The sequence below is a fragment of the Variovorax sp. TLI9-5A genome (assembly GCF_056867935.1).
On the sequence record NZ_CP200310.1, the window covers coordinates 4,579,305 to 4,599,924 of the forward strand.

Sequence of the window (20,620 nt, forward strand, 5' to 3'; positions counted from 1 at the left end):
CCTCAGTGGGTGTGCGTGGCCGAGCTCTTGCCCTGCTGCGACTTCACGACGAAGCTGCCGCTGGCCGCATACGCCGCGCCGGGCTTCAGCCCGCCGACGATCTCGATGCGCTTGCCGTCGCTGCGCCCGGTCTCCACGTGCTGCGGCAGGAAGCCGCCGGGCACGCGCAGGAACACGGTGGGCTTGTCTTCCACGGTCTGCACCGCATCGGCCGCGACGGTCACGGGCGCCTCGGTCTCCGAGGCCACCAGCTCGACGTTCACGAACAGGCCTGGGCGCCAGATGCGCTGCGGGTTGGTCAGCGTGACGCGCGCGGTGGCTGTGCGCGTCTGCGCGCCGATGAGCGAGCCCACGTACGAGACCTTGCCGGTCGCGGTCTGGTCGAAGGCGCTGGAGCGGATCTTCACCTGCTCGCCGATGCGCACCAGGTTCAGGTTGTTGGCGGCCACGCTGATCTCGGCCCACACGGTCGACAGGTCGGAGATGGTGAAGACGTTGACCGCCTCGCCCACCGATTCGCCGAGCGAGATGTGCTTTTCGACCACCATGCCGTCGAAGGGCGCGCGCAGCTCGTAGCGGCCCAGTGCCGACGAGCCGGGCGTGGCGCCCAGCGCCAGCAGCTTCTGGTTGGCATTGGCCACGGCGATGCGCGCCTCCTGCATGGCCTGCTCGGCCTGCAGGTAGTCCTGCTGCGGCGAGATCTTTTCCTCCCACAGCTTCTTCTCGCGCTCGTAGGTGGTGCGGGCCAGCTCCAGCCGGCGCTGCGCCGACTGAAGCTCGCTGCGCTGCTCCGAGAGCCCCGGGCTCGACAGCACCGCGAGCACCTCGCCGCGCTTGACCTCCTGCCCCAGGTTGGCCGGCACGCTGTCGACCACGCCCGCCACGCGCGGCACCACGTGGGCCGTGCGGTCCTCGTTGAACTTGATCTCGCCCGGCAGCTGCAGCGACAGCTTGATGCGTGCGGGGCCGGCGCTTTCGATGGAGATGTCGGCCGCCTTGATCTGCTCGTCGGTGAAGGCGATCTTTTCCTCGTCTTCCTTGTGCGCGGCGGACTTGGCTTCGCCCTTCTCCTCGGTCTTGCCCTCGCCTGCCTTGCCTTCCTCGGCGTGGTGCTCCTTGTCGGCATGGCCCTTGGCCTCGCCGTGGCTGTGGTCGTGGTCCTCGCCTCCGGCCGCCTTGCCTTCCTTGTGGCCCTCTTCCTTGTGGCCTGCTTCCTCGTGGTGCTCGCCGTCGCCGTGTCCGGCTGCTTCCGAATGGCCGGCCGCCTCGGGCTTGGCGGGCGCGCTGCGCAATATCAGCGCCCCGGCGCCCGCGCCCAGCACGAGCACCGCCGCGATGGCGATCAGCTGCTTCTTGCCGACACGCTCGGCGAAAGTCTTGCGTTCTTCTGTGTTCATGATCTGTGGAATTCCTTGTTTTGCCTGTCAGCGCGCGACGGGCGTAGTCATCGCGGGAGTGGCCGCGTCGCCTTCGTTGCCCAGCAGCCGGTCGAGATCGCCCGCCGCGCGGTGCGCGTCGGCCAGCGCGAGCAGGTATTGCGCGCGCACCTGGAACAGCGTGCGCTGCGCATCGAGCGCTTCGAGAAAGCTGAACTTGCCCAGCTCGAAGCCCTTGGTGGCGGCCTTGTAGGCGCTCTCGGCACCGGGCAGCGCGTCGCGCTGCAGCGTCTCGGCGGTGGCGTGCGCGGAGCGCAGGCGCTCGGTGGCCTGTGCCACCTCGGTGCCCAGTTGGAGCTCGGCAACGGCGAGGTCGTCGCGCGCTTTTTCCTCGCGGCTCAGGGCCTCGGCGACATTGCCGCGGTTGGTGTCGAAGATAGGCAGCGGCACCGACAGGCCCAGCACCACCTGGTTGCGCCGGTTGCTGCCGGTGTCGCCGTCGGAAGCCGGCACGCGCTTGGCGCCGAGCGAGACGGTCACGTCGGGAATGCGCTTGGCGCGCTCCAGATCGGCCAGCGCCTTGCGCCGCTCGACTTCGAGCCGCGCCTGCCGCACCACCGGTGCATCGGCCAGCTTGCCGGCGATGTCCTGGGCCGAGGCCATGGCGGGCAGCTGGTCGACCGCGCCATCCACCTGCGTGAAGCGGGGGCTGGAGTTGCCCCAGAGCGCGGCGAGCTGCTGGCGTGCCGATCGCAGTGTGCCCTCGGCCTGCATCAGCTCGACGCGGATGCCGGCCTCGGCAACGCGCGCCTTGGTTTCCTCCAGCGGCGAGACCTTGCCGGCGGCCACGCGGTTGGCGGCAGCGCGGGTGGCGGTCTGCGCGAGGCCCACTGAATCCTGCGCGAGCCGCAGGCGCTCCTGTGCGGTCAGCACGTCGAAGAAGGCGGTGACGGTGGCCGCGCGGATATCGGCGCGGCGCGCGGCCAGCGCCGACCCGGCCTGGTCGCGCGCCCGCTCGGCCGCCGTGACGCGGGCCGAGCGCTTGCCGCCCAGCTCGATGGGCTGGCTCAGCTGCAGCGTCGTGGTGCGGTTGTCGCGGCGCAAGTCTTCGAGCTGTACCCCGAGCGTGGGGTTGGGCCAGGCGCCGGCCTGGACGACGGCGCCCTCGGTGGCTTCCTGCTCGCGCAATGCGGAAGACAGGCCGGGGTTGGCCTGCAGCGCCATGGCGACGGCGTTGCGAAGGGTCAGCGGACCTGCGGGCTCCTGCACGCGGGCATTGACCGCGCCGGATGGCGCGGACTGGGAATAAAGGGAGCCGGTCGACGAGGCCTGTGCGACCTGCGAAAAAACCGGGGGCGCCGCCATGGCCAGCACGGCCAGCGGCACGAAGAGCGTGCGCATCGAATTCTCCTGGGTTGCGAAACAACGGACGGACGAATTCGGCGAGAGCTCGGCTAGCTGATGGTGGGTATCAGAAAGGGGTTGTGTTCTCTCGCCGAATCAGGAGGCGAGAGACCAGTCGGGGCGGACCGGAACGTCGGAGACATGCGAGGCGAAACGCTCGTCGGGCATCGCGCGCAGCGGCTGGGCCACGCGCGCCACGGATTGCACCGGCTCGTCGAGTGCATCGGCGTGCTGGGCATGGCCGAAGTGACAGACGGCGCAGTCGCCGACCACCGCATTGGGCTGGGTGCTGGAATTCTTCTGCGCGCCCTCGCCGCTGTGGCTGCGGTCGGTGCCGCGGGTTTCGCTTTCGTGATGGCCCCAGTGGTCGGGCCGGGTGTCGCGCTCATGCTGGCAGTACGCCGATGCCGACGCCCAGCTGAACTGGAACGGCAGCAGGGCGAGCATGAAGATGAGGAACCAGCGGCGCATGGAGGCAAAAAGTATATCGGCGGCCTGCGGCGGGCATTCCGGCAATGGCCCTGCGGGACGCAGGGCCCGCTGCAATGCAGGCCCGGCGCAATGTATGACACCCGGGCGAGGCTTTGTCCGTCAATAGGATTACCGAAACGTAACCCACGTATCGAAAGTGCTTCGCTACTATTCGCCCATGCGTATCCTGGTGATAGAAGACGAACCCAAACTGGGCGACTACCTCAAGAAGGGGCTGGAGGAGAACGGTTACGTCGTGGACATAGCCCGCGACGGCATCGAGGGGAAGTACCTCGCCACCGAGGGCGACTACGCGCTGATCCTGCTCGACGTGATGCTTCCCGGCATCGACGGCTTCGCGGTTCTCCAGGCGCTGCGCCGCACGAAGAATGTGCCCGTGCTGGTGCTCACGGCGCGCGACAAGGTCGAAGACCGTGTGCTCGGGTTGCAGCAGGGCGCGGACGACTACCTGGTCAAGCCCTTCTCCTTCTCCGAGCTTCTGGCGCGCGTGCAGGCGCTTTTGCGCCGGGGCAAGGCGCAGGACTCCACGGTGCTGCGGCTGGCCGACCTCGAGGTCGACCTGATCAGCCGCAAGTGCATGCGCAACGGCACGAGGCTGGATCTCACGGCCAAGGAATTCACGCTGCTGCTGGTGCTGCTGCGCCGGCGCGGCCAGATCCTCTCGCGCACCACCCTCGCCGAGCAGGTGTGGGACATGAACTTCGACAGCGACACCAACGTGGTCGAAGTGGCCATCCGCCGGCTGCGCAGCAAGCTCGACGACCCCTTCGATGTGAAGCTGCTGCACACCGTGCGCGGCATGGGCTACGTGCTCGAAGACCGCTCCTGGCATTGAGCTCACGGCCGCGATCCCTGCAGAGCCGTCTGTCTCTCTGGCTCGCCGCGCAGACCCTGTTCGGGTTGAGCGTGATCTGCTTCGCCATCTACCTCGTCACCGCCTGGAACTTCGGCCAGAAGCAGGAAGAGGAGCTCGCCAACAAGGCAGTGCTGGTGGAGCACCTGCTGCTGGAGGCCGAAAAAGGCGGCGACCTCGTCTTCCTGCGCCACAAGCTCGACGACTTCTTCTCGATGCAGGACGACGTGACGCTGTCGATCTCCGCCGGCGGCAGGCGGCTCTTCGAATCGAGGCCCACCACGGGCGGCAAGTGGATGCTGCGCGACCTGGAGGTGCCATGGACGCAGGCCGGCGCCACCACGCAACTGTCGGTGCGCATCGGCGTGAATACCGCGCAGGAGGCCCAGCTGCTGCGCCGCCTCGCGTGGACGCTGCTGGGCGCCGTGGTACTGGGCACGGCGCTGGTCTCGCTCACGGGCATGTGGCTGGTGCGACGCGGCCTGAAGCCGCTGAAGACGCTGACCGAGCGCACCGCCGCGATGGCGCCCGACAAGGCCAACCAGCCCATCGACGCCAGCGACTTCGCTGAAGAACTGCGCCCCTGGATCACCCAGTTCAACGCCCTGCTGCTGCGGGTGCAGCGGGCGTACGTGCAACTCGAATCCTTCAACGCCGACGTGGCGCACGAACTGCGCACGCCGCTGGCCAACCTGATCGGCTCCACCGAACTCGCGCTCACCCGCCCGCGCAGCAACGAGGAGCTGCAGACCGTGCTCGCCTCCAACCTCGAAGAGGTCGGCCGGCTCTCGGGCATCGTCACCGACATGCTGTTCCTTTCGCAGGCCGAGCGCGGCGCGCCCATGCGCACGCGGGCAGTGGCGAGCCTGGCGGCGCAAGCAGCCGACGTGATCGACTTCTACGATGCCATGCTGGAAGAAGCAGGCCTGCGCGCCGAGGTGCGCGGCGACGCCATGGCCGATGTAGACGCCGCGCTGGTGCGCCGCGCGCTCTTCAACCTGCTGGGCAACGCGATCCGCTTCGCGGCGCCGGCCTCGACGATACGCATCGAGATCGGCGAGGAAAGCGCCACCGAGTTCGCCGTGGCCGTGGTCAACAAGGGCGAGCCCATCGACCCCGCCGCCCTGCCCCGCCTGTTCGAGCGCTTCTACCGCGCCGCGCAGGCCCGCGACGGCTCGACTCGGCACCACGGGCTGGGCCTGTCTATCGTGGAAGCCATTGCCCGCATGCACGGCGGGCGGGTGTTCGCGGCCAGCCGGGGCGGCGAGACGCGCATCGGCTTCACCGTGGCGAAGCGCTGATCGAAGTCAGGGCTTCGCGTGCGCGGCGTCCGCCGCGACCGCCGGCTTGCGGCCGATGAACAGGTTGATCAGCGGCCCCGTCATCGCGGTGGTGGCCAGCGCCATCACCAGCAGCATGGTGAAGAGCTCGGGGCCGATCAGGCCCGCGTCGAGGCCGATCTTCATGACGATGAGTTCCATCAGCCCGCGCGCGTTCATCAGCGAGCCGGTGGCCAGGCTGTCGCGCCAGCCATAGCCCGCCATGCGCGCACCGGCCGCGCCGCCGGCGATCTTGCCCACGGTGGCCACGCCCACGATCAGCAGCATCGCGCCCAGGCTCGCGCCCGAGAAGGCGTTGGCCGTGGTGCCCAGCCCGGCAAGGGCGAAGAAGAGCGGCATAAGAACCACGATGGAGATCGGCTCGATGCGCTCGGTGAGCGACTTCAGCAGCCGGTCGTCGCGCGGCAGGCAGGCGCCGAACAGGAATGCGCCGAACACCGCATGCAGGTGCAGCCATTCGGTGACCAGCGAAGTCGCCAGCAGGCCGATCATCAGCGCCGCCATCACGGTGGTCGTCGGCTCGCCCTCTGGCGCCTTGACGCGCAGCAGCCATGCGAAGGCCGGCTTGAGCCCGAGGAACAGCGCCGCCAGCACCACCGCCATGCCCAGCGTGGTCTTCAGCAGCCCCTGGTAGCCCTCGCCCGCGCCGACCAGCGCGACCACCACGGCCAGCAGGATCCAGGCGAACACGTCGACCACGGCCGCCGCGCCCAGCGAGAGCTGGCCGAAGGGCGTGCGCGTCATGCCGCGGTCCTTCAGGATGCGCGCCATCACCGGAAAAGCGGTGATCGACAGCGCCGCCGCGATGAACAGCGCAAAAGGCCAGAAGCCGACACCGGCCGGCGCCAGCGTGGGATGCAGCGCCGGCGCGATCGCGATGCCCAGCGCCATCGGCACGACCACGCTCAATACACCCACATAGCCCGCCGAGCGAAGCTGCTCGCGCACGCCCTGCGAGGCGCGCAGTTCCAGTCCGACCACGAACATGAAGAGCACCAGCCCCAGCGTGGAAAGCGAAGAAAGCCCCTGCAGAGACTCCTTCGAGAACAGCTGCGCATGCAGCGAGGGAAAGAGCGCGCCCATCACCACCGGCCCGAGCATCAGGCCCGCCGCCATCTCGCCGACCACGCCGGGCTGGCCCACATGGCGAAGGATCCAGCCGCAAAGACGCGCGGTGACCAGGATGACGATGAGCTGCAGCAGGAGCGAAGTGACGGACATCGGGTAGCCGGGAGTTGGGGGGGAAATTCCGGCCGATGTTAGTTCGAAGCCGTGTCGTCGAGCCAGCGGTTGGCCCACTGGTTCAGCGGCAGCAGGCGCCTGACCAGCTCCGCGCCCGATTCGGTCAGCACATAGCCCGCCACCGCAAGCTCGACCACGCCTGCCGCACGCAGCTCCTTGAGCCGGTCGTTGAGCACCGAAGGCGACATCTGGTCCGTGCTCGTGCGCAGCGCCCTGAAGCTCTGCGGCTGGCCGTCGCGCAGCTCCCAGAGGATGCGCAGCGTGCCCTTGCGGCCGAGCTGCTCCAGCAGCCGCATGACGGGGCGGCGCGATGTGGCGGGTTGAGCGTCTTCCATGCGAAGCCTTCATTGATCGATCGGGCGAGTGTACGCGCTTGCGCTACGCAATCCGTAGCGATAGACTGCGCCGACCGCTACGTATTCCGTAGCAATTTCATCACTGTCGCACCGAAGGAGACATCTCTTGACCGACACCGCCGCACAGCGCACCCCGCGCATCCCCGCGCTCGAAGCCCCCTACCCCGAGCCCATCGGCGAGCTGCTCACGCGCATGACGCCGCCGCAGGCCCCCGAGATACTCGCGCTGTTCCGCGTGCTGGCCGTCAACCCCGCACTGGCCGAGCGCACGATGGACCTCGGCCGCTACCTGCTGGGACGCAAGGCGGCCATCAGCCTGCGGGAGCGCGAGATCGTCATCCTGCGGGTCTGCGCCCGCTGCGGCGCCGAATACGAATGGGGCGTGCACTGGACCGGCTTCGCCGACGCCGCCGGCTTCAGCGACACCGACCGCCGCGTGATGGCGTCGGCCGACGGCGATCTCTCGCAGCTCGCCCCGCGCGACCGGCTGCTGGTGTCGATGGTCGACCAGCTCCACGACACCAGCGATGTCGACGACGCGCTGTGGGAAGCCCTGCGCGCGCACTGGAGCCACGCGCAGCTCGTCGAACTGATGATGCTCGCGGGCTGGTATCACTCGGTGAGCTATGTCTGCAATGCTGCGCGCGTGCCGCTGGAGAAGTGGGCCGCGCGCTGGTAAGGCTCGCTCACTTCGGCACACGCATCAACCGCAGCCCGTTCGCCACCACCAGCAGGCTCGCCCCCATGTCCGCGAACACCGCCATCCACATGGTCGCGCTGCCGAACACGGCGAGCACGAAGAACACGGCCTTGATGCCCAGCGCCAGCGTGATGTTCTGCCACAGCACCGAATGCGCGCGGCGCGAGAGGCGGATGGTTTCGGGGATGCGGCGCAGGTCGTCGTTCATGATGACCACGTCGGCCGCTTCCATCGCGGTGTCGGTGCCGGCGCCGCCCATCGCGAAGCCGATGTCGGCCTGCGCGAGCGCGGGAGCGTCGTTGATGCCGTCGCCGGTCATCGCTGCGGCGCCGTAGCGCTGCTGCATGGCCTTGACGGCGTCGAGCTTTTCCTCGGGCAGCAGGTTGCCGCGCACGTCCTCGATGCCGGCGTGGGCGCCGATGGTCCTGGCGGTGGCGGTGTTGTCGCCGGTGAGCATCACGGGCACGACGCCGAGCGAGCGTAACTCGGCCACCGCCGCCTGTGACGACTCCTTGATCGTGTCGGCCACCGCGAAGAGCGCGAGCACGGCCTTGTCCGAGGCCAGCAGCGTGACGGTGCGGCCGGCTTCCTCGTGGCGCTTGAGCTCGGCTTCGAGCGACGGGGTGCAAAGGCCGCGCTCCTCGATCAGCCGGTGGTTGCCCAGCACGTAGACCTGCCCCGCGTGCGCGGCCTGCACGCCGCGGCCGGGCAGCGCGGTGAAGTCGGCGACTTCGCCGCGCTCGCTCTTCAGCCCCTCGGCGATGGCCTTCGACACGGGGTGGTCGGAGCGGCCCGCGATGCTGGCGGCCACGGCGAACACCGCCGCCTCGTTCCCCGAGGAATCACCGATCAGCGACGACTCCACCAGCTTCGGCTTGCCTTCGGTGATGGTGCCCGTCTTGTCGAGCGCGACCGCCTTGAGCTTGCGCGCTTCTTCGAGGTACGTGCCGCCCTTGATGAGAATGCCGCGCCGCGCGGCCGAGGCCAGCGCGCTCACCACCGTCACCGGCGTGGAGATGACCAGCGCGCACGGGCAGGCAATGACCAGCAGCACCAGCGCCTTGTAGATGGCCTGCAGCCAGGTCCAGTCCATGAAGAAGGGCGTGAACATCGCGATGGCCAGCGCCAGCACGAAGACGGTGGGCGTGTAGATGGCGGCGAACCGGTCGACGAAGCGCTGCGTGGGCGCGCGCGAGCCCTGAGCTTCCTCGACCGCGTGGATGATGCGCGCGAGCGTGGTGTTGGCAGCGATGGCCGTCACGCGGAACTCCAGCGCGGCGGTCTGGTTGATGGTGCCGGCGAACACCTGGTCGCCGATGGTCTTGTCGACCGGAATGCTCTCGCCGGTGACCGGCGCCTGATCGATCGCGCTGGTGCCCTCGGTGACGATGCCGTCCAGCGGCACGCGCCCGCCGGGGCGGATGCGCGCGATGGCGCCCAGCGCCACCTCGCCGGCCATCACGGTGCGCCAGCTGCCGTCGGCCTGCTTCACTTCGGCCTGCTCGGGCGCGAGCGCGAGCAGGCTCTGGATGGCGTTGCGCGCGCGGTCCACGGCGCGGGCCTCGATGAGTTCGGCAATGGCGTAGAGCGCCATCACCATCGCGGCCTCTGGCCACTGGCCGATGATGAATGCGCCAGTGACGGCCACCGCCATCAGGGCGTTGATGTTCAGGCGTCCGCGCACCAGCGCCGCGAAGCCCTTCTTGTAGGTGTCGAGGCCCGCGAGGCCGATGGCGCCGAGCGCCAGCGCCATCTCGAACACCATGAAGCCCCGGCCCTCCAGCCCCATGAACGAGACCGACTCGGCCGCGATCGCCAGCACCAGTGCCGCCACCAGCCGCGCGAGCCCCGCGCTCATGCCGGCGATCTTCGCGGGCGCTGCAGGCGCTGCCTGCGCGCCCGTGGCATTCAGCGGCTCGGGCTTGAAGCCCGCCTTGCGGATGGCGGCCAGCGCCTCGGGCAGCGCGCCGTCGTCGGTTGTGATGGCCATGGTGCGCTCGCCGAGGCGGAATCGCAGTGCCTTGACGCCGGCGATGGGCTCCAGCGCGCGGCGGATTTCGGACTCCTCCACCGCGCAGTCCATGGTGGGAATGCGAAAGAGCAAGGCGCCGGTGGGCACGTCGCTCACGTCGGGCGCCAGCGGAATCGGGCCGTGGCTGGCGGTGCTGCTGCAGCCGCAGCAGGCGTCGGCAGGCTTGGGCTGCGGATGCTCGTGGCCATGTCCATGGCCGTGATCGTGGCCGTGCCCCTCCTCTTGTGCATGCGAATGAGAGTGCGCGCGCGGCACGGGCGGGTTCAGGGCGTTCTGGTTCGTCATGGAATCGATTGGAAACCCTGAAGCAGGTGTAGAGTCAACCGTTCATGTCCACTCGTCCATTTGCCGCATCATGAAAATCGGAGAACTGGCCAAGGCCGCGAACACGCCTGTCGAAACCATCCGGTACTACGAGCGCGAGCAACTGCTGCCCGAGCCGGCGCGCACCGACGGCAACTACCGCATCTACGACGAAGACCACGCCCAGCGCCTGGGTTTCATCCGCCGCTGCCGCTCGCTGGACATGACGCTCGACGAGATCCGCAGCCTGCTCAAATTCCGCGACGCGCCGCAGGAAGACTGCGGCGAGGTCAACCAGCTGCTGGACGACCACATCGGCCATGTGGCCGCGCGCATCGCCGAGCTGAAGACGCTGGAGAAGCAGCTGAAGGCGCTGCGCCAGCAATGCTGTGGCCCCGAGTCGGCGAACGCCTGCGGCATCCTGCAGGAGCTGGACACCACCGCACTGGCGCCCGAGACTTTCGGCCAGCATGCGGGCCATGTGCATGGCGCGCTTCACGCGCCGGCCAAGCGGGGCGGCTGACCGACGGGCCGGCCGCTACTTGCCGATGAGCTGCGTGAGCTTGTCGGCCTCGAAGCTCTCGTCGCGCGCCGCGTCGCCAGGCACGCAGTCCTTGCTGCCCGGCTGCGCCGAGAGCTTCTCGATGGCCTGCCACAGCAGCGCGATCTGGTGCTCCTGGCCCGATGCGTTGTCGATCAGGCCGCGCAGCGCCTGGCTCAGCGGGTCGTCGTTCTGGGTCACGCCGTAGGCCGAGAAGCCCATGCGCGAGGCGGTTTCCTCGCGCCGCGCGGCGGCTTCGGCCTCGATGATGCGCGCCGGGTTGCCCACCGCCGTGGCGCCCGCAGGCACTGGCTTGGTGACGACCGCGTTCGAGCCCACCTTGGCGCCGTCGCCCACCACGAAGCCGCCGAGCACCTTGGCGCCCGCGCCGACCACCACGTTGCGCCCCAGCGTCGGATGCCGCTTGGTGCCCTTGTAGAGCGAGGTGCCGCCCAGCGTGACGCCCTGGTAGATGGTGCAGCCGTCGCCGATCTCGGCCGTCTCGCCGACGACGACGCCCATGGCGTGGTCGAAGAACACGCGCTCGCCGATCTTGGCCGCGGGGTGGATCTCGATGCCGGTGAGCCAGCGCGACCAGTGCGCGATGAAGCGCGCGGGCCACTTGAAGCCATGGGTCCAACAGGCGTGCGCCCAGCGATGCAGCACCACGGCATGGAAGCCGGGATAGACCGTGATCACTTCCCAGGCGCTTCGGGCGGCCGGGTCGCGTTCGAGGATGCACCGGATGTCGGCGCGCAGTCTGGAGAACATCGCTGCCTTCTGCCTTCTGTCTGTTGTCGTTATATCGATAGGGGCCGCGCAGTCTAAGGCCGGGGGTCTTCGCGTACGGGCGATGGGGTTTTAGTCTTTCCCGGAGGCATTGCCGCCCTTTTCGCCCCTGGGCGGCCGGGTCGCGTCGCTCATCGCCTTGGCGATGCCGCGCAGGATGTGGATCTCCTCCGGCGTGGGCTGGGCGCGGTTGAAGAGCTGCTGCAGCCTCGGCATGAGCTTCTTGGGCGCCTCGGGGTCGAGGAAGCCGATTTCCACCAGCGAACGCTCCCAGTGGTCGAGCATTCCTGCAACCGCCTGCGCATCGGCCGCCTGCACCGGATTCGTGGCCTCCCGCACCTCGTAGCCGCCCAGCGCCAGCCGCCATTCGTAGGCGACCACCTGGATGGCCGCGCCCAGGTTGAGCGAGCCGAATTTCGGGTCGGTTGGAATGCTCAGGGCCACATTGCAGCGGTAGACGTCCTCGTTGCGCATGCCGAAACGCTCGGAGCCGAAGAGGAAGGCAACGTGCTGATCGCCCTGCTTGGCGAGCGGCTCCAGGTGTTCGCGGGGCGTGCGCGTGGGCGGGCCGAAGTCGCGCGGGATCATGGCGGTGGCGCACAGGTGGGTCACGCCGTCGAGGGCCTCGTCGAGCGTCTCGACGATGCGGGCGTTGGTCAGGACGTCGAGCGCGCCGCTCGCGCGCTGGATGGTTTCCTCGCGCCGCAGCACGTTGGCCCAGCGAGGAGCCACCAGCACCAGGTCGGAAAATCCCATGGTTTTCATGGCGCGGGCGGCGGCGCCCACGTTGCCGGCGTGGCTGGTCTGGATCAGGATGAAACGGGTGCGCATGGAGGGTTGGCGGACACTAACGGGCGGAGCCGGTAAAATCCCCCGATTCTCGCCGCCCGCATCGCCGGGTCGTCTCCGTGGGCCTTCCCCACCGTTCTTCCCACAATCCAATGTCGTCCCCCAACCTGCATCCCATGCTCAACGTGGCCGTCAAGGCCGCACGCGCCGCTGGCGCCATCATCAATCGCGCCGCCCTCGACGTCGAAGCCGTGCGCATTTCCCAGAAGCAGGTCAACGACTTCGTCACCGAAGTCGACCACGCCAGCGAGCAAGCGATCATCGAGACGCTGCTCGGCGCGTATCCGGGGCACGGCATCCTCGCGGAAGAATCCGGCAGCCAGTACGGCGCCAAGGACTCCGACTACGTCTGGATCATCGATCCGCTGGACGGCACCACCAACTTCATCCACGGCTTCCCGGTGTACTGCGTGTCCATCGCGCTGTCGGTGCGCGGCAAGATCGAGCAGGCCGTGGTCTACGACCCCACCCGCAACGACCTGTTCACCGCCACCAAGGGCCGCGGCGCCTACATGAACGAGCGCCGCATCCGCGTCTCGAAGCGCACCCGGCTCAACGAGTGCCTGATCTCCACCGGCTTCCCCTTCCGCACCGGCGACAACTTCAAGCAGTACCTGGCCATCATGGCGGACATGATGCCCCGCGCCGCCGGCCTGCGCCGCCCCGGCGCCGCCGCGCTCGACCTCGCCTACGTGGCGGCCGGCTTCACCGACGCCTTCTTCGAGACCGGCCTTAACCCGTGGGACGTGGCAGCGGGCTCGCTGCTGGTCACCGAGGCCGGCGGCCTGATCGGCAACTTCACGGGCGAGCCCGAGTTCCTCGACCAGCGCGAATGCCTGGCCGGCGCCCCGCGCGTGTACGGCCAGCTGGTGCCGCTGCTCGCCAAGTACTCCAAGTTCGCCAACGTGGACGACAAGCTGCGCGCCAGCGACCGCGTGCGCGCCGTGTCGGCCTCCGCCAAGGCCAGCGCCGGCAATGCCGACGACTCGACCGACCTCTACGCCCGCAGCACGGTGGTGGGCTTTGCCGACGAGGCCGCCGATGCCGAGGCACCGGCCGCCCCGGTGGCGCCGCCCGCGCCCCGCAAGCTCACGCGCGTGCGCCGCGAAGCGCCCGCCAACGGCGCTCCCTCCGGGGGCAACGCTTCCGCCAAGTGACGATGCTGGGGCCCAGCAACGCCGCGCCCCGGGTCCGTGCAGCTCTGCGCATCGCGCTGAGCCACTACGTCGCGAGCGGGCTCACCGTCGCGCTGGGCCTGCTCTTCATCTCCGGCGGGGTCCATCTCTGGCTGGGCACCCTCGCGGCCTCGGCCGCCGCCACCGGCGTGATCGTCACCGCGCCGCCCGACCTGCCCGGCCCGCGCCGCGGCAAGTTCCTGCAGATGCTGCCGGCGCCCCTCATCGGGCTGCCGCTCTTCTTCGCGGTGCAGATGCTGCACAGCGCCCCCATCCGCCTCGGGCTGCTGCTGGTGCCCGCCACCTTCATGGCCTTCCTGGCCATGGCCTGGGGCAAGCGCGGCATTCCGATCGCCATCGCAGTGATGTTCTCGATGGTGTTCTCCATGGCCACCCAGCCGCCCCCCGACATGGCGGACGTCATCAAGCGCACCTGGCACTTCGGCCTCGGCGCGGGCCTGTACGTGGTGTGGGCCACGCTCGCCAACCTGGCGCTCAACGGGCGCTTTCGCACCCAGTCGGTGGCCGACGTGCTGTATTCGCTGGCCGCGCTCATGCGCACCGAGGCCAGCCAGTTCCTTCCGCAGGACGAAACCCGCGACGTGCGCGACACCCCCGCGCCCCTGCTGGGCCAGCTGCTGCGCGAACAGGCCGCGCTGGCCGACCAGCTGCAGGCCACCCGCGACATCGTGCTCGAATCGCCGCGCACCCCGCGCCGCCAGCGACTGGCCGCCATGCTGGTGATCGTGCTCGAGATGCGCGACCAGCTCCTGGCCAGCGAGCTCGACCTCGACACCCTGCGCGCCCACCCGGCGCATGCCGAGGCACTCATCGAGATGCGCCGCGTGCTCGAGGAGCTCGCCGACGAAACCGTCGCGCTGGCCGACGCCCTGCTCTTCGGCCGCCACCCCGACGCCGTGGCCGACCGCCGCCCGCGCCTGGCCGCCATCCACGTCTCGGCCGACGACAGCACCGACAGCGGAGGCCACATCGGCCCCACTGCCGCCATGCTCGCGCGCGGACTGGCCAGCCGCATCGGCCACATCAATGACGAGGTGCTGCGCCTGTCGGCCATGGCGCGCGGCGACGCCGAGCCCAACCTGGCCGTGGTGCGCGCCAACTGGCAGCTCTTCGTGAGCCCCACCGACTGGTCGCTGCGCCCCTTCTTCACGCTGTGGAGCTGGGACCAGCCGCCGCTGCGCCACGCCATCCGCGCCGCGCTGGCCATCGCGGCCGGCTACGCCATCGCGGTGTCGATGCCCTGGGGCTCGCACGACTACTGGATCCTGCTGACCATCGTGGTCGTGCTGCGCGGCAGCCTCTCGCAGACGCTGGAGCGCCGCAACGCCCGCGTGGCCGGCACTCTGCTGGGCTGCGTGCTGGCGGTGGGGCTGCTGTCGGCGCACCCGTCGGCGCTGATGCTGCTGGTCAGCGTCACGGTGGCACAGGCCATCGCGCACAGCTTCGCGGTGCGGCGCTACCTCATCACCGCGGTGGCGGCCACAGTGCTCGGCCTCGTGCAGGCCCACATGCTGAACGTGGGCATCGCGCCGATCTTCGCGCTCTTCGAACGCATCGCCGACACGCTCATCGGCGCCGCGATCGCCTGGGCCTTCTGCTACGTGCTGCCCTCGTGGGAGCGCACGCAGATTCCGGCGCTGGTCTCGCGCGTGCTCACCGCGCAGGCCCGCCATGCGCGGCTCGCGCTCGGCCTGGGCCAGCTCAAGGCCATCGACAGCAGCCCCGAGCTCGAATGGCGCCTCGCGCGCCGCGAGGCCTACGACAGCCTCTCGGCGCTGGTGCAGGCCACGCAGCGCTCGCTTTCCGAGCCGCGCGCCGTGCAGCCGCCGCTGGAGCCGCTCGAGCACCTGCAGGCCCACAGCTACCAGCTCCTGGCGCAGCTCAGCGCGGTGAAGTCGATGCTCGTGCTGCGCCGCGACCGCCTCACGCCCGCCGAGGTCGAGGGGCCCATCAGCCGCACCGCACAACGCATCGAGGCCGCCATCGGAACCATTCCGACCACCGGCCCCTCCCACCCCGAGAGTTCCGGATCGACCGCCGTCGGCGGCCCGATTCCCCTGCCCGACCCGTTCGACAACGACATCAGCCCCTGGCTGCTTCGCCGGCTCGATCTGGCCACGGCACTCGCCACGCAGCTGCGCGACGACGCGGCGCGCATTCTTCAACCTCTGAACGAGACAACAGCACAAGCGAAGACGACCCCCGCCTGATGACCAAAGAGATACTCGCCCATCCCTGGTTCGGCACCTGGATTGCCGCACTGATCGCAGTTCCCCTCTCTCTTCTCGCCCACCGCATCGTCGGCATGGTGCTCAGGCGGATCACCCGCCCCGCGCCCGCCATCCATGCGATGGTGGTCAACTGCAGGGCTCCCGCCCGGCTCGTGTTCCCGCTGGTGGCGCTCACCATGGTGTGGCAGGGCGCGCCGGACGACCTGCGCTTCATCGGCAACGTGCGCCATTTCACCGGCCTGCTGCTCATTGCAGCCGCCACATGGCTCGCGGTGAAGGCCATCAGCGGTTTCGCCGACGGCGTGCTGGCGCAGAACCCCTCCGACGTCGCCGACAACCTGCAGGCGCGCCGGGTGCTCACGCAAACCCGCGTGCTGGCGCGCACCGCCATGTCGGTGGTCATCGTGGCCGGCGGCGCGATGATGCTCATGACCTTCCCCGGCGCGCGCCAGGTGGGCGCGAGCCTGCTGGCCTCGGCCGGCGTGATCGGCATCGTGGCCGGTCTGGCGGCCAAGCCCGTGTTCAGCAACCTCATCGCCGGGCTGCAGATCGCGCTGGCGCAGCCCATCCGCATCGACGACGTGCTGGTGGTCGAGGGCGAATGGGGCCGCGTCGAGGAAATCACCGGCACCTTCGTGGTCGTGAAGATCTGGGACGAGCGCCGGCTGATCCTGCCGCTGACCTACTTCATCGAGAAGCCATTCCAGAACTGGACGCGGCATTCGTCGCAGCTGCTGGGCGCGGTGTTCGTCTACGTGGACTACGGCATGCCGCTCGCCCCGCTGCGCGAGGAGGCCGAGCGCATCGTGAAGGCCGCGCCCGAGTGGGACGGCCGCTTCTTCAACCTGCGCGTGACCGACGCCACCGAGCGCACCATGCAGATCCGCGTGCTGTGCACGGCCGCCACCTCGGGCCTGGCCTTCGACCTGCGCTGCAGCGTGCGCGAGGGCCTCATCGACTTCATGCAGCGCGAGTACCCGCAGTTCCTGCCGAAGATGCGCATCTCGGCCGACGGGCTGCCCGAGCGCGAACAGCCGCTGCAACAAGGCCAGGCCCCGGCCTGATCATGTCTTGAAGCCCGAGCCGGCCCCAGCCCCCGAACGCAAGTCCGCGCTCACGCGAGCGCTGCTCCATGCCTTCGCGGTGCTGTGCCTGGTGCTGGGCCTCATCGGCGTGATCGTGCCCGGCATGCCGACCACGGTGTTCATCCTGATGGCGGCATGGGCCGCCGCCCGCAGTTCGCCGCGGCTGCACGCGTGGCTGCTGAACCATCGCCTCTTCGGCCCGCTGCTGCACAACTGGGCCAACGGCCGCACAGTGAGCCGCCGCGCCAAGTGGAGCGCGACCGTGACGATGGCGGCTTGCGCGGTGATTGTGTCTTTCACCGCGCACCGCGCGTGGCTGGCCGCGCTGGCCATCGGGTGCATGGCCTGCGTGCTGGCCTGGCTGTGGTCGCGGCCGCTGCCTCCGGCGCCTTAGCGTCCAGTCTGCTCCTGCGCCCTCGGCGCCGCCACGGCCCGCGCCGAAATCGACTCCGACATCACGATCGAGGTGCGCGTCTCGCCCAGGTGGTTGATGCTGCTCACGAAGGCTTCGAGATGCCCGATGTCGCGCGCGACCACCTTCAGCACGTACGAGTCCTGCCCCGTGACGTGGAAGCACTCGAGCACCTCGTTCCTTCCGTCCAGCAGCTTCAGCAGCCGCGCCTTGTCGGGCTGCGGCGTGGTGATGCCGACGAGCGCCATCACCCCGTAGCCCACCTTGCGCGGCGGCACCACCGCCCGGTAGCCGGCCAGCACGCCGGCTTCTTCCAGCCGCTTCACGCGCTCCGAGGTCGATGGCACCGACAGGCCGACCTGCCGCGCCAGCGCCGTGAGCGAAGTGCGCGCATCGGCCTGCAGCACTTCGAGGATCTGCCAGTTCTTGCTGTCGATTTCCATGGATTTCAGGCTTCGGCGGTCGATTCGTCTTGAATTTCAGGCAGGAAGCGCATTCCGCCTGAGCTTCGCCATTCTCTTCAGGCGAAGCGGTAAAGACAATTTACCGCATGGACTCCACCCTCTTCCTCAAGGCCCTCGTCATCGGCCTCTCCATCGCAGCACCCGTCGGCCCCATCGGCCTTTTGTGCATCCAGCGCACCCTCGCGCACGGCCGCGCCATCGGCTTTCTCAGCGGGCTCGGCGCCGCGCTGGCCGACGCCTGCTACGGTGCCATCGGCGCGCTCGGCGTGTCGGCCGTCATCGCGTCGATGGTGGCTGCACGCGTGCCGCTGGCGCTGGGCGGCGCGGCCTTCCTGGCGTGGATGGGCGTGCAGTTGCTTCGCGCGCCGGTGGCAACCGAGGCCCGGCACGCGGCAGACGCGACCACGCCGCTGAAGGCCACGCTCTCGGTCTTCTTCCTAACGCTGGCGAACCCGATGACGATCCTGTCCTTCGTCGCGGTGTTCGCTTCCATTTCGACGGGCCACGTTGCAGGCGGCAGCCAGGGCGCGACGATGGTGCTCGGCGTGTTCCTCGGTTCCGCGCTGTGGTGGCTGGGGCTCTCGACGATGGTCTCGTCGGTGCGGCACAAGCTCAGCGCGAAGACCATGCAGTCGATCAACCGGCTGTCGGGCGCGATCCTGCTGGCCTTCGCGGTCTATCAGCTGTCGACGCTGCTGCCGCGCTGAGCCGTTGTCGTGGGCTTTCGCCGCATCGGCGGAAGCTCCAGGTTCGTGAACGCGCGCAGCATCCATTCGACGGGCCCATAGACAAATCGGCCCAGCCACCAGCGGCTCAGCACCAGCTGCGCCGCGAAGATCGCGAAGGCGATGCCGGTGGCGGCCAGCGGCCCCATGGTGCCGATCCAGCGCAACCCGTAGGCCAGGAAGAGCCATGCGCACACCAGCGACTGCATCAGGTAGTTGGTCAGCGCCATGCGGCCTGCCGGTGCGAGCATGCCTTCGAGCACACGGCCGTGCGGCGACAGCATCAGCAGCACAAGGCCGGCCGCATAGGCCGCCGTGAGGAATGGCGCAGTGAGCAGCGTGGCGGCGAGCCCGTAGAGTTCGCGGACCGCGCTGTCCAGCCGGATCGACGGAAAGGCGTACACAGCCGCCCCCGGCAGCCCGATGACCAGCCCCCAGCGCAGCAGACGCCAGAACAGCGGCCGGTACGCCTCGGCATTCGCGAACAGTTCCCGACGCCCTGCGATGAAGCCTGCGAAGAACATCGCGAGTGCGGTCGGCGCCTGCACCAGCCCGGTGATCCACCAGATCTGCGAGAGCTCGCGCAGGTGCTGCACGATCACCGTGGCCGGCGTTCCGCGATACGCGACCAGCGCGGCAACGGCATCCGCATGCGCCATGCGCGTGTCGTTCGACACGCCCGCCTTCACCAGCAGATAGCCGATGCCCGCCCACAGCAGCGAGGTAGCCAGCACCAGGAACACCGCCGCACGCGCCATGAACACGTCGCTGCGCCGCCGCAGCAAAAGCAGCACCGCGCCCAGCACCGCATAAGTGGTGAGGATGTCGCCGTGATACAGCAGCACGCCATGCAGCAGCCCCAGCACCCACAGCCCCACAAGCCGCCGCCGCATGCGTGGCGCGAAAGACTTTCCGCTGCGTTCCGCCGACTGCATCTGCAGCGTGAAGCTGTAGCCGAAGAGAAAGGAGAACAGCAGGTAGAACTTGGTCTCGAACACCAGCGTGCGCACCAGCAGCGCCGCGCGTTCGAGCACCGACTGCGCCATCGGGTCGGGAATGCCCGCGCCGTAGTAGGTCGAGGAAAAGCTCGCGATGTTGACGACGAGGATGCCCAGCAGCGCGAAGCCGCGCAGGGCGTCGACCAGCGACTGGCGCTCGCCGGGGGCTGCCTTTTCGCCGCCGCTCATGCCGGCGCCCCCTCGGGCGCGCGGGGCCTCGCCGCGACGATCTCGCGGATGGTCTCTATCAGCAGCCGCGCGCCCTCGCCCGGCGCGTCGCCGCGCCGCACGGTGAGCCCCACCGGTCCCTCGGTGCTCGACGTGTCGATGGCCAGCCGCTTCAGCTCGCCCTGGGCGATGAGCCCTTCCACGGCGCCCTGCGGCGCGAACCACACCGCATCGCAGCGCTGCAGCAGCCCCAGCACGAAGCTCGTGTCCGTCGCCTCCACCAGCCGGCCGGGCAGCACCATGCCCTGCGCGATGAGGAATGCATCGGCCGTGTGCCGGATCAGCGTGCCCGACACCGGCAGCACCAGCGGATGGCCCGCCAGCGCGTCGAGCGGCGGCTTGCGGCGCGTCGCCAGCGGGTGCCCGGGCCGCGCGACCAGCAGCAGCGGCTCGCTGTAGAGCTGCTCGAAAGCCAGGTCGGCCATGGCCGAGGCCTGCGCGAGGCGGCCGAGCACGAGGTCGATTTCGCCCTGGCGCAGCTGCGTCATGAGCTGCGCATTGGTGCCGCTGACCACCCGCACCCGCAGCGCCGGCTGCGACAGGTGCAGCGAGGCCACGGCCTCGGGCAGCAGGTTGGCCACCATGTTCGGCAGCGCGCCGACTGCCACGCGGAGCTGGTCGGCCTCGGGCTGGTCCATGGCCAGGCCCAGGCCCTCGCGCAGGCCGCGCAGCGCCGAGACGGCATGGCGCACCAGCACCTCGGCGGCGGGAGTGAGCTCCACGCCGCGTCGGCGGCGCAGCAGCAGCTGGCGGCCGACGATCTCCTCCAGCTCGGCGACCGTCTTGGACACCGCCGGCTGCGTGAGCGACAGCGCCTTGGCCGCGCGCACCAGGTTGCGCTCCTGCGCCACCATCACAAGGCACTGCAGGTGGCGCATCTTCAGGCGCCCAAAGTTCATGGCTGACACGGTGTTTCCTTGGGAGATTGGCCGCTTCAATATAACCAGCCGGAATAGCTGGCAGAAGAGCTTTCAGTTGTGCCGCCCCCGCCGCGCACCTAGAGT

Annotated in this window: 20 protein-coding genes; 9 read left to right on the forward strand and 11 right to left on the reverse strand. The window is 69.4% G+C overall.

Annotation, left to right across the window (positions count from 1 at the left end):
* Window positions 1–2: 2 nt before the first annotated feature.
* From AC1VNX_RS21705 to czcI, 3 genes are all read right to left on the reverse strand, one after another.
* On the reverse strand, window positions 3–1,397 hold the full coding sequence (locus AC1VNX_RS21705) for an efflux RND transporter periplasmic adaptor subunit (RefSeq protein ID WP_483159295.1): 1,395 nt from the start codon (window positions 1,395–1,397) through the stop codon (window positions 3–5).
* 27 nt (window positions 1,398–1,424) lie between these two features.
* On the reverse strand, window positions 1,425–2,777 hold the full coding sequence (locus AC1VNX_RS21710; protein WP_483159297.1) for a TolC family protein: 1,353 nt from the start codon (window positions 2,775–2,777) through the stop codon (window positions 1,425–1,427).
* 99 nt (window positions 2,778–2,876) lie between these two features.
* On the reverse strand, window positions 2,877–3,251 hold the full coding sequence (gene czcI, locus AC1VNX_RS21715; RefSeq protein ID WP_483159299.1) for a cation efflux protein, CzcI family: 375 nt from the start codon (window positions 3,249–3,251) through the stop codon (window positions 2,877–2,879).
* Window positions 3,252–3,429: 178 nt separating this feature from the next.
* Between czcI and AC1VNX_RS21720 the strand changes: the two genes are divergently transcribed.
* On the forward strand, window positions 3,430–4,107 hold the full coding sequence (locus AC1VNX_RS21720; RefSeq protein WP_483159301.1) for a heavy metal response regulator transcription factor: 678 nt from the start codon (window positions 3,430–3,432) through the stop codon (window positions 4,105–4,107).
* Window positions 4,104–5,426 (forward strand): heavy metal sensor histidine kinase, encoded by a 1,323-nt coding sequence (locus AC1VNX_RS21725; RefSeq protein ID WP_483159303.1) that lies wholly within the window; start codon window positions 4,104–4,106, stop codon window positions 5,424–5,426. Before AC1VNX_RS21720 ends, AC1VNX_RS21725 begins: the two co-directional genes overlap by 4 nt.
* Window positions 5,427–5,432: 6 nt before the next feature.
* Here the strand turns inward: AC1VNX_RS21725 and AC1VNX_RS21730 are convergent, their stop codons facing one another.
* Window positions 5,433–6,686 carry a cation:proton antiporter gene (locus AC1VNX_RS21730; RefSeq protein WP_483159305.1) on the reverse strand — a complete coding sequence of 418 codons (1,254 nt, stop codon included), beginning with the start codon at window positions 6,684–6,686 and terminating at the stop codon, window positions 5,433–5,435.
* Between the two features lie 38 nt (window positions 6,687–6,724).
* Window positions 6,725–7,042: a winged helix-turn-helix transcriptional regulator gene (locus tag AC1VNX_RS21735; protein WP_483159307.1), complete on the reverse strand. Its 318-nt coding sequence runs from the start codon at window positions 7,040–7,042 to the stop codon at window positions 6,725–6,727.
* Between the two features lie 127 nt (window positions 7,043–7,169).
* Here AC1VNX_RS21735 and AC1VNX_RS21740 point away from each other — a divergent pair, with 127 nt between their 5' ends.
* The gene (locus AC1VNX_RS21740) at window positions 7,170–7,742 is read left to right on the forward strand and encodes a carboxymuconolactone decarboxylase family protein (RefSeq protein WP_483159309.1); all 573 of its coding nucleotides are present in this window, start codon (window positions 7,170–7,172) and stop codon (window positions 7,740–7,742) included.
* Window positions 7,743–7,749: 7 nt separating this feature from the next.
* On the opposite strand, the gene AC1VNX_RS21745 is transcribed toward AC1VNX_RS21740, so the two are convergent.
* On the reverse strand, window positions 7,750–10,080 hold the full coding sequence (locus AC1VNX_RS21745; RefSeq protein WP_483159312.1) for a heavy metal translocating P-type ATPase: 2,331 nt from the start codon (window positions 10,078–10,080) through the stop codon (window positions 7,750–7,752).
* A gap of 70 nt (window positions 10,081–10,150) precedes the next feature.
* Here AC1VNX_RS21745 and cadR point away from each other — a divergent pair, with 70 nt between their 5' ends.
* A complete protein-coding gene (gene cadR, locus AC1VNX_RS21750) occupies window positions 10,151–10,621 on the forward strand; it encodes a Cd(II)/Pb(II)-responsive transcriptional regulator (protein WP_483159314.1) in 471 nt (156 codons plus the stop codon).
* Window positions 10,622–10,636: 15 nt separating this feature from the next.
* Here the strand turns inward: cadR and cysE are convergent, their stop codons facing one another.
* The gene (cysE, locus tag AC1VNX_RS21755) at window positions 10,637–11,443 is read right to left on the reverse strand and encodes a serine O-acetyltransferase (RefSeq protein ID WP_483162000.1); all 807 of its coding nucleotides are present in this window, start codon (window positions 11,441–11,443) and stop codon (window positions 10,637–10,639) included.
* 57 nt (window positions 11,444–11,500) lie between these two features.
* Window positions 11,501–12,259, reverse strand: a complete 759-nt coding sequence (locus tag AC1VNX_RS21760; protein WP_483159316.1) for an RNA methyltransferase — start codon at window positions 12,257–12,259, stop codon at window positions 11,501–11,503.
* Window positions 12,260–12,369: 110 nt separating this feature from the next.
* Between AC1VNX_RS21760 and AC1VNX_RS21765 the strand changes: the two genes are divergently transcribed.
* The 4 genes from AC1VNX_RS21765 to AC1VNX_RS21780 are packed head-to-tail and all read left to right on the forward strand — an operon-like array spanning window position 12,370 to window position 17,183.
* The gene (locus tag AC1VNX_RS21765; protein ID WP_301508407.1) at window positions 12,370–13,434 is read left to right on the forward strand and encodes an inositol monophosphatase family protein; all 1,065 of its coding nucleotides are present in this window, start codon (window positions 12,370–12,372) and stop codon (window positions 13,432–13,434) included.
* 2 nt (window positions 13,435–13,436) lie between these two features.
* Window positions 13,437–15,683, forward strand: coding sequence for an FUSC family protein (locus tag AC1VNX_RS21770; RefSeq protein WP_483162001.1), 2,247 nt, complete (start codon window positions 13,437–13,439; stop codon window positions 15,681–15,683).
* Complete coding sequence (locus tag AC1VNX_RS21775; RefSeq protein WP_483159319.1) at window positions 15,683–16,768, forward strand: mechanosensitive ion channel family protein; 1,086 nt, start codon at window positions 15,683–15,685, stop codon at window positions 16,766–16,768. Before AC1VNX_RS21770 ends, AC1VNX_RS21775 begins: the two co-directional genes overlap by 1 nt.
* A gap of 7 nt (window positions 16,769–16,775) precedes the next feature.
* Window positions 16,776–17,183, forward strand: a complete 408-nt coding sequence (locus tag AC1VNX_RS21780) for a YbaN family protein (protein WP_483159321.1) — start codon at window positions 16,776–16,778, stop codon at window positions 17,181–17,183.
* Here AC1VNX_RS21780 and AC1VNX_RS21785 read toward each other — a convergent pair.
* The gene (locus tag AC1VNX_RS21785) at window positions 17,180–17,644 is read right to left on the reverse strand and encodes an Lrp/AsnC family transcriptional regulator (protein ID WP_483159323.1); all 465 of its coding nucleotides are present in this window, start codon (window positions 17,642–17,644) and stop codon (window positions 17,180–17,182) included. The genes AC1VNX_RS21780 and AC1VNX_RS21785 overlap by 4 nt on opposite strands.
* A 107-nt stretch (window positions 17,645–17,751) precedes the next feature.
* On the opposite strand from AC1VNX_RS21785, the gene AC1VNX_RS21790 reads away from it, so the two are divergent.
* The gene (locus AC1VNX_RS21790; protein WP_483159325.1) at window positions 17,752–18,372 is read left to right on the forward strand and encodes a LysE/ArgO family amino acid transporter; all 621 of its coding nucleotides are present in this window, start codon (window positions 17,752–17,754) and stop codon (window positions 18,370–18,372) included.
* Here the strand turns inward: AC1VNX_RS21790 and AC1VNX_RS21795 are convergent.
* Window positions 18,345–19,577 carry a DUF418 domain-containing protein gene (locus AC1VNX_RS21795; protein ID WP_483159327.1) on the reverse strand — a complete coding sequence of 411 codons (1,233 nt, stop codon included), beginning with the start codon at window positions 19,575–19,577 and terminating at the stop codon, window positions 18,345–18,347. The two genes, AC1VNX_RS21790 and AC1VNX_RS21795, sit on opposite strands and share 28 nt — an antisense overlap.
* The gene (locus tag AC1VNX_RS21800; protein ID WP_483159329.1) at window positions 19,574–20,515 is read right to left on the reverse strand and encodes a LysR substrate-binding domain-containing protein; all 942 of its coding nucleotides are present in this window, start codon (window positions 20,513–20,515) and stop codon (window positions 19,574–19,576) included. The genes AC1VNX_RS21795 and AC1VNX_RS21800 overlap by 4 nt, the downstream gene beginning before the upstream one ends.
* Window positions 20,516–20,620: the final 105 nt, after the last annotated feature.

Coding starts and splice junctions, on each gene's coding strand:
- AC1VNX_RS21735 (WP_483159307.1), bottom strand. CDS start 7,042: ATGGAAGACGCTCAACCCGCCACATCGCGCCGCCCCGTCATGCGGCTG.
- AC1VNX_RS21795 (WP_483159327.1), bottom strand. CDS start 19,577: ATGAGCGGCGGCGAAAAGGCAGCCCCCGGCGAGCGCCAGTCGCTGGTC.
- czcI (WP_483159299.1), bottom strand. CDS start 3,251: ATGCGCCGCTGGTTCCTCATCTTCATGCTCGCCCTGCTGCCGTTCCAG.
- cadR (WP_483159314.1), top strand. CDS start 10,151: ATGAAAATCGGAGAACTGGCCAAGGCCGCGAACACGCCTGTCGAAACC.
- AC1VNX_RS21770 (WP_483162001.1), top strand. CDS start 13,437: ATGCTGGGGCCCAGCAACGCCGCGCCCCGGGTCCGTGCAGCTCTGCGC.
- AC1VNX_RS21765 (WP_301508407.1), top strand. CDS start 12,370: ATGTCGTCCCCCAACCTGCATCCCATGCTCAACGTGGCCGTCAAGGCC.
- AC1VNX_RS21760 (WP_483159316.1), bottom strand. CDS start 12,259: ATGCGCACCCGTTTCATCCTGATCCAGACCAGCCACGCCGGCAACGTG.
- AC1VNX_RS21745 (WP_483159312.1), bottom strand. CDS start 10,080: ATGACGAACCAGAACGCCCTGAACCCGCCCGTGCCGCGCGCGCACTCT.
- AC1VNX_RS21790 (WP_483159325.1), top strand. CDS start 17,752: ATGGACTCCACCCTCTTCCTCAAGGCCCTCGTCATCGGCCTCTCCATC.
- AC1VNX_RS21730 (WP_483159305.1), bottom strand. CDS start 6,686: ATGTCCGTCACTTCGCTCCTGCTGCAGCTCATCGTCATCCTGGTCACC.
- AC1VNX_RS21785 (WP_483159323.1), bottom strand. CDS start 17,644: ATGGAAATCGACAGCAAGAACTGGCAGATCCTCGAAGTGCTGCAGGCC.
- AC1VNX_RS21720 (WP_483159301.1), top strand. CDS start 3,430: ATGCGTATCCTGGTGATAGAAGACGAACCCAAACTGGGCGACTACCTC.
- AC1VNX_RS21705 (WP_483159295.1), bottom strand. CDS start 1,397: ATGAACACAGAAGAACGCAAGACTTTCGCCGAGCGTGTCGGCAAGAAG.
- AC1VNX_RS21710 (WP_483159297.1), bottom strand. CDS start 2,777: ATGCGCACGCTCTTCGTGCCGCTGGCCGTGCTGGCCATGGCGGCGCCC.
- AC1VNX_RS21800 (WP_483159329.1), bottom strand. CDS start 20,515: ATGAACTTTGGGCGCCTGAAGATGCGCCACCTGCAGTGCCTTGTGATG.
- AC1VNX_RS21775 (WP_483159319.1), top strand. CDS start 15,683: ATGACCAAAGAGATACTCGCCCATCCCTGGTTCGGCACCTGGATTGCC.